Source organism: Nocardia sp. NPDC060220, assembly GCF_042727815.1.
Lineage (GTDB): Bacteria > Actinomycetota > Actinomycetes > Mycobacteriales > Mycobacteriaceae > Nocardia.
Genome location: NZ_JBHWZY010000316.1, coordinates 1 through 7,237 on the forward strand (window position 1 = coordinate 1; position 7,237 = coordinate 7,237).

The following is a 7,237-nucleotide window of genomic DNA, read 5'->3' on the forward strand; positions in this document are numbered from 1 at the left end:
GTCCGCCCCACCAGTCTCAGTGCGGACACTGCGGCCCCGGCCACCAGGTCCGGTTCGCGAACCTTTTCGAACTCGACGAGCCAGACCCCGTCGTCGAACGCTCGGCGCACCTCCTCGGCCGCCCGGATCGCCAACCGGGTCTTGCCTACCCCGCCGATACCGGTCAACGTCACCAGCCGCGCCTCGGACAACAACTGTCTGACCTCGACGATCTCGCGTCCTCGGCCGACGAATTGAGTCAATTCCGCGGGGAGATTTCCCAGCGCGCCCTGACTGGTTGGCGGCATCCGACATGCCTCGCATTCGATGGCGGAATGGTCCAGAACGCCAGGTTACGCCGTGTAGACCACGGCACCGCCACACCACCGCAACCTCCCGGACGCCGGCTGCAGAAGTAGCCCGATTTCCGAAAAACGGGTATATCGACCGTCCCCGTGACGCCGTGCTAGGTGGACGCTGAAGTGACGGTCAGCACCATTCCCGGAGGTCCGATGCACCCACCCGATCCAGTCGACAGCGATACGGCCGGCGACAACGACATGCAGCACGTGGAAGACGTGTTGATGATTCGCCGGTGCACCTGCTGCTCCACGCTGTTCGCGGCGGTGACTGTCGGCTGCTCGTCCTGCATCTCCGGCAGCCTCGAATGGCTGCCGTCGGCGGGCGCCGGTTCGATCGTGTCCTGTCGGGTCGTGGATCGCGCCGCGACCGGAATGCGCGGCGTACGACCGTTGACGATCGCCATTGTCGAACTCGACGAGGGGCCGTGGGTCTACACATCCATCGAAGGCGGGCTCCCGCCGCTGCAGAACTGCCCGGTGCGTGTGCAATTTCAGTCGTGTTCCTGGGACGACAGGTTCCCGGTCTTCGCCGTGAGCGCCGGTCGGCCGATGTCGGACGATCAGCGCCGGGCCGCCCGCCGTATCAGTGTCTGAGCGGCGGAACGGCCGGACCGTGGTGTACTGACCTGCGGCCACAGCTCGGAACAAGAACGTGACGCATTCACCGGAAATACAGATCCGACTCAGGGTGGTCGCGGAGCATCGCGTCAGTTCGCTATCGTCACGATGACGAGAGGACGCCGCATGTCCGCTGAACAGTTCGTTGCGAACTTCATCGACTTCTGGGATCGGCCGTCCGTCGATCGAATCCCCGAGATTCTGCATCCGGACGTGGTGCTGACCCAGCCGCTGTCCCCACCGATGCACGGCATAGCCGCGGCGCAACGAGAGTTCGCACAGATCTGGCGATTCCTCCCTGACCTCCGGGCGCACGTCGACCGATGGCGCGGCGACGACGACGTGGTCTTCATCGAGTTCCGGTTGCTGGCGCACGTAGGACGCCACCGCATCGAATGGCCGAACGTCGACCGCATGATCCTTCGCGACGGCAAGGCGATCCAGCGAATGAACTACTTCGACCCCCTACCGGTGCTGCCCATCGTTCTGAAACACCCGTCGCTGTGGCGGCGCTGGTGGGTATCGGGCGCGGCACGCCCCTGGCGGACCGGCCATCGGATCGACGACTACCGAACCATCACCGGAGGCGACCCGGCGACGGTGCTGGATTGAAGACCGAGCCGATATCGGCTTTGCGGCCGATGGGCCTGTCGTGATCACAGATCGGGGCGAGGACGCTTTCGTGCTCTTGTCTATCGACGAGTACCGGCGACTGAAGGCCGACAGCCAGGACCTCGTTTCCCGGCTGAGCATGGACGACGAGATCGAGTTCGAACCGGCGCCGCTGCAGGTGGATCTGAGGGTCGCCGACCTGTGACTTTCCTCCTCGACACCAACGTCATCAGCGAGTCGCCCAGCACGGTTATACGTCCCGGACTCACGGCCCGAGCGCGATGCGATGATCGCGGCAACGGCGGACGAGCACGGTATGACCGTAGTGACTCGCAACGTCAAAGACTTCGAGCCGATGGGCGTACCTGTTATCAACCCTTGGAGTCTCGCCTGACGATCCAGTCCCCACCGCTCCGCTCCGCGATCAGAGCCGGGATCAAGATTGCGCTGCAACCGAACTGGATCAATGTGCGCTGCGAGTCAGGCGAACCGATCGCTACGCCACCTTCCCAGCTTCAGGCACAGGCGCCATCCAGCTCCCCGATGCACACCCGCCGGTTGCAGGCCACGAAACGAACAAAAGGTCCGGCTCGAAAGCCGGACCTTTTGTTGTGAGTGGAGCTAAGGGGACTCGAACCCCTGACCCCCACACTGCCAGTGTGGTGCGCTACCAGCTGCGCCATAGCCCCGTGTTCAGTTGTTTCAGCGGCTCTCGCTGCTGCCTGAATGAAGTTACACCATGCGTCTGAGAGAGAACAAATCGGCTGGTAGACGGCGAAAATGTGGGGTTACGGGCGGGGGTGCAGTGGCCGGTGGGGCGGGAAGGATCGGCTGGTCAGGGGTAGAATGTGCCGAACCTCACGCGGGGGCTCAGGGGGCCAGGTTCACTACCCAGTTCTCGTCTTGCCAGTCGATCTTGGTGGTGCCGTCGTAGATCGCGGGGGTGGCGGCCTTGTTGCCGGTGCGGGCGTCGAGGTCGGCGAGGTTCTTCGCGGCGGCGGTCTTGGCTGCGTCGGACTGGGTGCCGTTGTTGATGCAGGCGGCGACGGATTCGGGGGCGCCGGATTCGGTGGCGATGGTGGCCAGGGCGGGGTTGCTCAGGTCGGAGCCGCCTTCGGAGGGCTGCTTGTTCGTGAACAGGGTTTCGTGGAACTTGCTGTAGATGGGCCCTGAACCCGTTTGGGCGACACAGAGATTCGCGGCCGTCGCGCGAGTGGAGTAGTCCTTGCTCTTGGACTGGGGGTCGAGGAAGGTGACGAGGTGGTAGTTCACCGCGAGCTTGCCTTCGTCGATCTTCTGGGCCAGTTCCTGGCCGTAGGCGGTTTCCATCGCGCCGCAGGCGGGGCAGATGGGGTCTTCGAAGATGTCGATCGTCCTGGGGGCGTCGGGGCGGCCGAGTCGGATGACGCCCTCGGGGCTGGTGGTGACCTGCACGGCGGCCTCGCGGACGGGGCCGTAGCCCTCGTTGCGGACGGCGGGCGGCGGTTCCGCGCTCCACTTGTAGGCAGCGAACACGATCAACCCGATGACGACGACCGCCACCGCGGCCAGCGCGTAGGTGGTGTTGCTGGAAACGGGGCGCGGATTGTGCGAAGAACCGGCTGTGCTCACCCGTCCACTCTGCCTCGAGTCGCCGGCGGCGCGCCGCGCGGGCACACCGAAATGGCGCTGACCTGCTATTGCGGCTTGTGGTAATCGCTGGGTCGACCGGCGGGAACCATGCCGTCACGCACCACCGGCTTACCGTCGGGGCTGCCGTCGCAGGCGCATTGCGGGTCGATGCGGTCGCCCGCGTGGTCGGGGTGCTCCGGATCTTCGGGGTGCGTGATCTGTGCGGGCTCGGGAGTGAATACCCACACGGCTGCCGACACCGCCAGCACCGCACCGGTCACGGCCATACCCACCCCGAACGACGTGCGTTCGGCCAACCAGCCGATCACGATCGGACCGAGCACGGTGCCCAGATCGGCCGACATCTGGAACGCGGCCAGCACCGGACCGCCGCGGGCCCGCGACCCGATCACATCAGCCAGCGCGGCTTGCTGCACCGGGCTGAACATCCCCGAGCCCAGACCCGCGATGAACGACGCGGCGAAGAACCACGGCAGTGTCGGCGCGAAACCGAGCGCACCGGTGCCGAGCGCGCAGATGACGGACCCGGCGATCAGGAACGGTTTCCGGCCGAGCCGGTCGGAGAGCCTGCCCGACGCGAACAATACGGCCGCGTTGCCCGCGGCGAACACCGTCAGCGCGACACCCGCCATGCCGACTTCCTGATGCAGCGTTTCCACGACGAGCAACGGAACGAATGCCATCCGCACACCGAACACCGCGATACCACCGGCGAAACTCGACAGCAGCACCGCCCGATAAGCAGGCTCGGCCCACCCTTGACGGAAGGTGAATTCGACCGGCTTCGCGCCGTTTTCGGGCGCGAGCACCGGCGATTCGCGCAGCCCGGCGAACACGATCACACACACCACGAGCAGCGCGGCCATGTAGATGACGAACGGCGCGCGCAGCCCGAAGCCGGCCAGACTGCTGCCGACCAGCGGCCCGAGCAACGACCCGATCAGAAAACTGGTCGAGTAGACCCCCGAAACCCGGCCGCGCGCGGCGGGCGGTGACACCCGGATGATCAGCGCCATCGACGACACCGTGAACATCGTGGACCCGATGCCGCCGAGCGAACGCAGCACCAGCAGTTGCCAATACGTCTGCGCGAGCGCACATGCTCCGGTCGACAGCGCCACGATCACGATGCCCGCCAGATACACCCGCCGCTCGCCCAGCTTCTGCACGAGCCGACCGCTGGCGGGCGCGAAGAGCAACCGCATCAACGCGAACGCGCTCACGATCGCCGACGCCGCCGCGATACCCACCCCGAATTCGCGGGCGTACTGCGGCAGCACGGGCGCGACGAGACCGAACCCGAGCGCGATCACGAAGGCTGCCGCGATCAGTACCCAGATCTCGGCGGGTAGCCGGACTTTGGCCGGAGCGCTCACTCGGTCAGCGCCTGGTTCACCATCTCCTCGGCCGCGGCCTGTACCTGGGTGAGATGCTCGGGGCCGAGGAAGGACTCGGCGTAGATCTTGTATTTGTCCTCGGTGCCCGAGGGACGTGCGGCGAACCAGGCGTTCTCCGTGGTCACCTTCAGTCCGCCCAGCGGCGCTCCGTTGCCGCGCGCGGTGGTGAGGATGCCGGTGATCTCCTCGCCCGCGATCTCGGTGCCGGAGACGGCCTCGGGAGTCAGGCGCGCGAGCTCGGCCTTCTGCGCGCTGGTGGCGGCGGCATCGATCCGCGCGTAGGCGGGGCTGCCGTATTGGCGTTCCAGTTCGCCGTACCTGGCAGAGGGAGTCTGGCCGGTGACGGCGGCGATCTCGGCGGCGAGCAGGGCCAGCAGGATGCCGTCCTTGTCGGTGGTCCAGACGGTGCCGTCCATCCGCAGGAACGACGCGCCCGCGCTTTCCTCACCACCGAATGCCAAACTGCCACTGAACAATCCGGGCACGAACCACTTGAACCCGACCGGCACCTCGTACACGTCCCGCCCGAGCACGCCGACCACGCGGTCGACCATGGAGGAGGTGACGACGGTCTTGCCGATCTTGGTGAGCGCGTCCCACCACATCCGGTTCGCGACCAGGTATTCGATCGCGACGGCCAGGAAATGGTTGGGGTTCATCAGGCCACCGTCGGGGGTGACGATGCCGTGCCGGTCGGCGTCGGCGTCGTTGCCGGTGGAGATGTCGTAGTCGTCCTTGATGCCGACCAGGGCCGCCATGGCATGGCGTGAGGAAGGGTCCATCCGGATCTGGCCGTCGCTGTCGAGGGTCATGAAACGCCAGGTGGGGTCGACGAACGGGTTGACCACTTCGAGCTCGAGGTCGAACCGCTGGCCGATCTCCTCCCAGTAGTCCACGCTCGCGCCACCCATCGGGTCGGCGCCCATCCGGATCCCCGCGCCCCGAATCGCGTCCAGGTTCAACGCGTTCGGCAGGTCGCCGACGTACTGGTCGAGGTAGTCGTAGCGCTGGACGTGGGTGTTCATCGCCTGATCGAGTGAGACTCGTTTGACCCCGGCCAGACCGCCGCGCAGCAGTTCGTTGGCGCGGGCGGCGATGGCGTCGGTGGCTTTGGTGTCGGCGGGGCCGCCGTGCGGTGGGTTGTATTTGAAGCCGCCGTCGCGCGGTGGATTGTGCGAGGGGGTGACCACGATGCCGTCGGCTTGGTGCTTGGTACCGCCGCGATTGTGGTTCAGGACAGCGTGGCTCAGCGCGGGCGTGGGTGTGTAGCGGCCGCGGGCGTCGATCACCGCCGTGACGTCGTTGCCCGCCAGGACCTCGAGCGCGGTGGTCCAGGCGGGTTCGGACAGGGCATGGGTGTCGCGCGCGAGGTAGACCGGGCCGGTGATGTCACGGGTGGCGCGGTATTCGACGATCGCCTGCGTCATCGCCATGATGTGGGCCTCGTTGAACGCGCCGTCCTCGCTGGACCCACGGTGACCCGAGGTGCCGAACACCACCTGCTGGCTCGGCTCGTCCGGATCGGGGACGAGGCTGTAGTACGCGGTGACCAGGTGAGCGATATCCACCAGGTCGGTCGGGCGGGCGGGCCGTCCGGCGCGATCGTGGGCCATGGTGGGTGTTCCCTTCCGTGTCGGCTGCGCGCGGCTGGTCATGAGAATCATGCGCACAACCACTGGGTCAGGGACGCGGCGGCATACACCGCGGCCAGGCTCGCCGCGACGCTGATCGCGACATTGCCCACGGCGTACACGTAAGCGCCCTCGGTTACCAGACGGACCGTCTCGTAGCCGAACGTGCTGAACGTGGTCAGCGCACCACAGAAGCCGGTTGCCGCGAATGCCAGCAGCGCACTGCCCACACTCGCGCCGATCAGACCCCCGAGCAACGCCGAACCGACAATGTTAACGGTTAGCGTCCCCCAGGGCAGCCCAGTCGGAAACCACGCCGACATCTGCCGGTCGATCAGGTACCGGGCGGGTGCCCCGAACATGCCACCGACCATCACCAGCGCCACCGTCATGCCGCGCCTCCCCCTGTGGGAGCCCACATCTCGACCATCGGATGGCCCCCTTCCGTCGTCGAATTCATGTGAACCCCCGCCGCGCGACCCAGCGGGTCGCGCTCATGGCGACTGCCACGGCACCGAGCGCCGCGAGCACCGACAGGCCGAGATAGGCGACCGCCGTGCCCGTCGCACCGGTGCCGATGAGTCTACGAATCTCGAGGCTATAGGTGGAGAAAGTCGTGAAGCCCCCCAGCACACCGATTCCCAGGAACGGCCGCACGAGTTTCGGTGCTTCCCACAGTTCGGTGACCACGACCATCAGCACCCCGATCGCGAAGCAGCCGAGCACATTCACCGTGAACGTCGACCACGGGAACCGGCCCGGGAGTACCGGCCACCAGTACGCGACGCCGAAACGGGCGGTGGCACCGAGCCCGCCACCCACCGAGATCGCCACGAGGACGGCCGGATCGAGCGCCGGGGGCCGCGATGCCATGCGTTGCCCTCCCGTCGGCCGATCCGTGTGGTGGTCGTCGCTCATGGTATCGAGACCCACCGACATCCGGGCGAGCGGTGCGGTCGTGGCAAACTTTCAGCAGCCCGTACCGGCGAACGACGATGGCCCGAAC

Annotated in this window: 8 protein-coding genes, 1 tRNA gene and 1 pseudogene; 3 read left to right on the forward strand and 7 right to left on the reverse strand. The window is 66.7% G+C overall.

Features of this window, described 5'->3' with window-relative positions; translation table 11 throughout:
- Positions 1-287: pseudogene (locus ACFWF3_RS17755) on the reverse strand (LuxR family transcriptional regulator); the annotation flags it as partial.
- Positions 288-461: 174 nt separating this feature from the next.
- Here ACFWF3_RS17755 and ACFWF3_RS17760 point away from each other — a divergent pair.
- The 3 genes from ACFWF3_RS17760 to ACFWF3_RS17770 all read left to right on the forward strand — a co-directional run bounded on the left by ACFWF3_RS17760 (position 462) and on the right by ACFWF3_RS17770 (position 1,776).
- On the forward strand, positions 462-935 hold the full coding sequence (locus tag ACFWF3_RS17760) for a Zn-ribbon domain-containing OB-fold protein (RefSeq protein ID WP_379314498.1): 474 nt from the start codon (positions 462-464) through the stop codon (positions 933-935).
- 150 nt (positions 936-1,085) lie between these two features.
- The gene (locus ACFWF3_RS17765) at positions 1,086-1,571 is read left to right on the forward strand and encodes a nuclear transport factor 2 family protein (protein ID WP_379314499.1); all 486 of its coding nucleotides are present in this window, start codon (positions 1,086-1,088) and stop codon (positions 1,569-1,571) included.
- 40 nt (positions 1,572-1,611) lie between these two features.
- Positions 1,612-1,776, forward strand: a complete 165-nt coding sequence (locus ACFWF3_RS17770; protein WP_379314500.1) for a type II toxin-antitoxin system prevent-host-death family antitoxin — start codon at positions 1,612-1,614, stop codon at positions 1,774-1,776.
- A 411-nt stretch (positions 1,777-2,187) separates the two neighbouring features.
- On the opposite strand, the gene ACFWF3_RS17775 is transcribed toward ACFWF3_RS17770, so the two are convergent.
- The 6 genes from ACFWF3_RS17775 to ACFWF3_RS17800 all read right to left on the reverse strand — a co-directional run bounded on the left by ACFWF3_RS17775 (position 2,188) and on the right by ACFWF3_RS17800 (position 7,104).
- Positions 2,188-2,260 (reverse strand) — tRNA-Ala (locus ACFWF3_RS17775).
- 181 nt (positions 2,261-2,441) lie between these two features.
- A complete protein-coding gene (locus ACFWF3_RS17780) occupies positions 2,442-3,182 on the reverse strand; it encodes a DsbA family protein (RefSeq protein ID WP_379314501.1) in 741 nt (246 codons plus the stop codon).
- Positions 3,183-3,247: 65 nt separating this feature from the next.
- On the reverse strand, positions 3,248-4,579 hold the full coding sequence (locus tag ACFWF3_RS17785) for an MFS transporter (RefSeq protein ID WP_379314502.1): 1,332 nt from the start codon (positions 4,577-4,579) through the stop codon (positions 3,248-3,250).
- Positions 4,576-6,213 carry a phosphoglucomutase (alpha-D-glucose-1,6-bisphosphate-dependent) gene (pgm, locus tag ACFWF3_RS17790; protein ID WP_379314503.1) on the reverse strand — a complete coding sequence of 546 codons (1,638 nt, stop codon included), beginning with the start codon at positions 6,211-6,213 and terminating at the stop codon, positions 4,576-4,578. The genes ACFWF3_RS17785 and pgm overlap by 4 nt, the downstream gene beginning before the upstream one ends.
- A 47-nt stretch (positions 6,214-6,260) precedes the next feature.
- Positions 6,261-6,623, reverse strand: coding sequence for a fluoride efflux transporter CrcB (gene crcB, locus ACFWF3_RS17795; RefSeq protein ID WP_379314504.1), 363 nt, complete (start codon positions 6,621-6,623; stop codon positions 6,261-6,263).
- Positions 6,624-6,687: 64 nt separating this feature from the next.
- The gene (locus ACFWF3_RS17800; protein WP_379314505.1) at positions 6,688-7,104 is read right to left on the reverse strand and encodes a fluoride efflux transporter FluC; all 417 of its coding nucleotides are present in this window, start codon (positions 7,102-7,104) and stop codon (positions 6,688-6,690) included.
- Positions 7,105-7,237 lie beyond the last annotated feature (133 nt).

Coding starts and splice junctions, on each gene's coding strand:
- ACFWF3_RS17765 (WP_379314499.1), top strand. CDS start 1,086: ATGTCCGCTGAACAGTTCGTTGCGAACTTCATCGACTTCTGGGATCGG.
- pgm (WP_379314503.1), bottom strand. CDS start 6,213: ATGGCCCACGATCGCGCCGGACGGCCCGCCCGCCCGACCGACCTGGTG.
- crcB (WP_379314504.1), bottom strand. CDS start 6,623: ATGACGGTGGCGCTGGTGATGGTCGGTGGCATGTTCGGGGCACCCGCC.
- ACFWF3_RS17800 (WP_379314505.1), bottom strand. CDS start 7,104: ATGGCATCGCGGCCCCCGGCGCTCGATCCGGCCGTCCTCGTGGCGATC.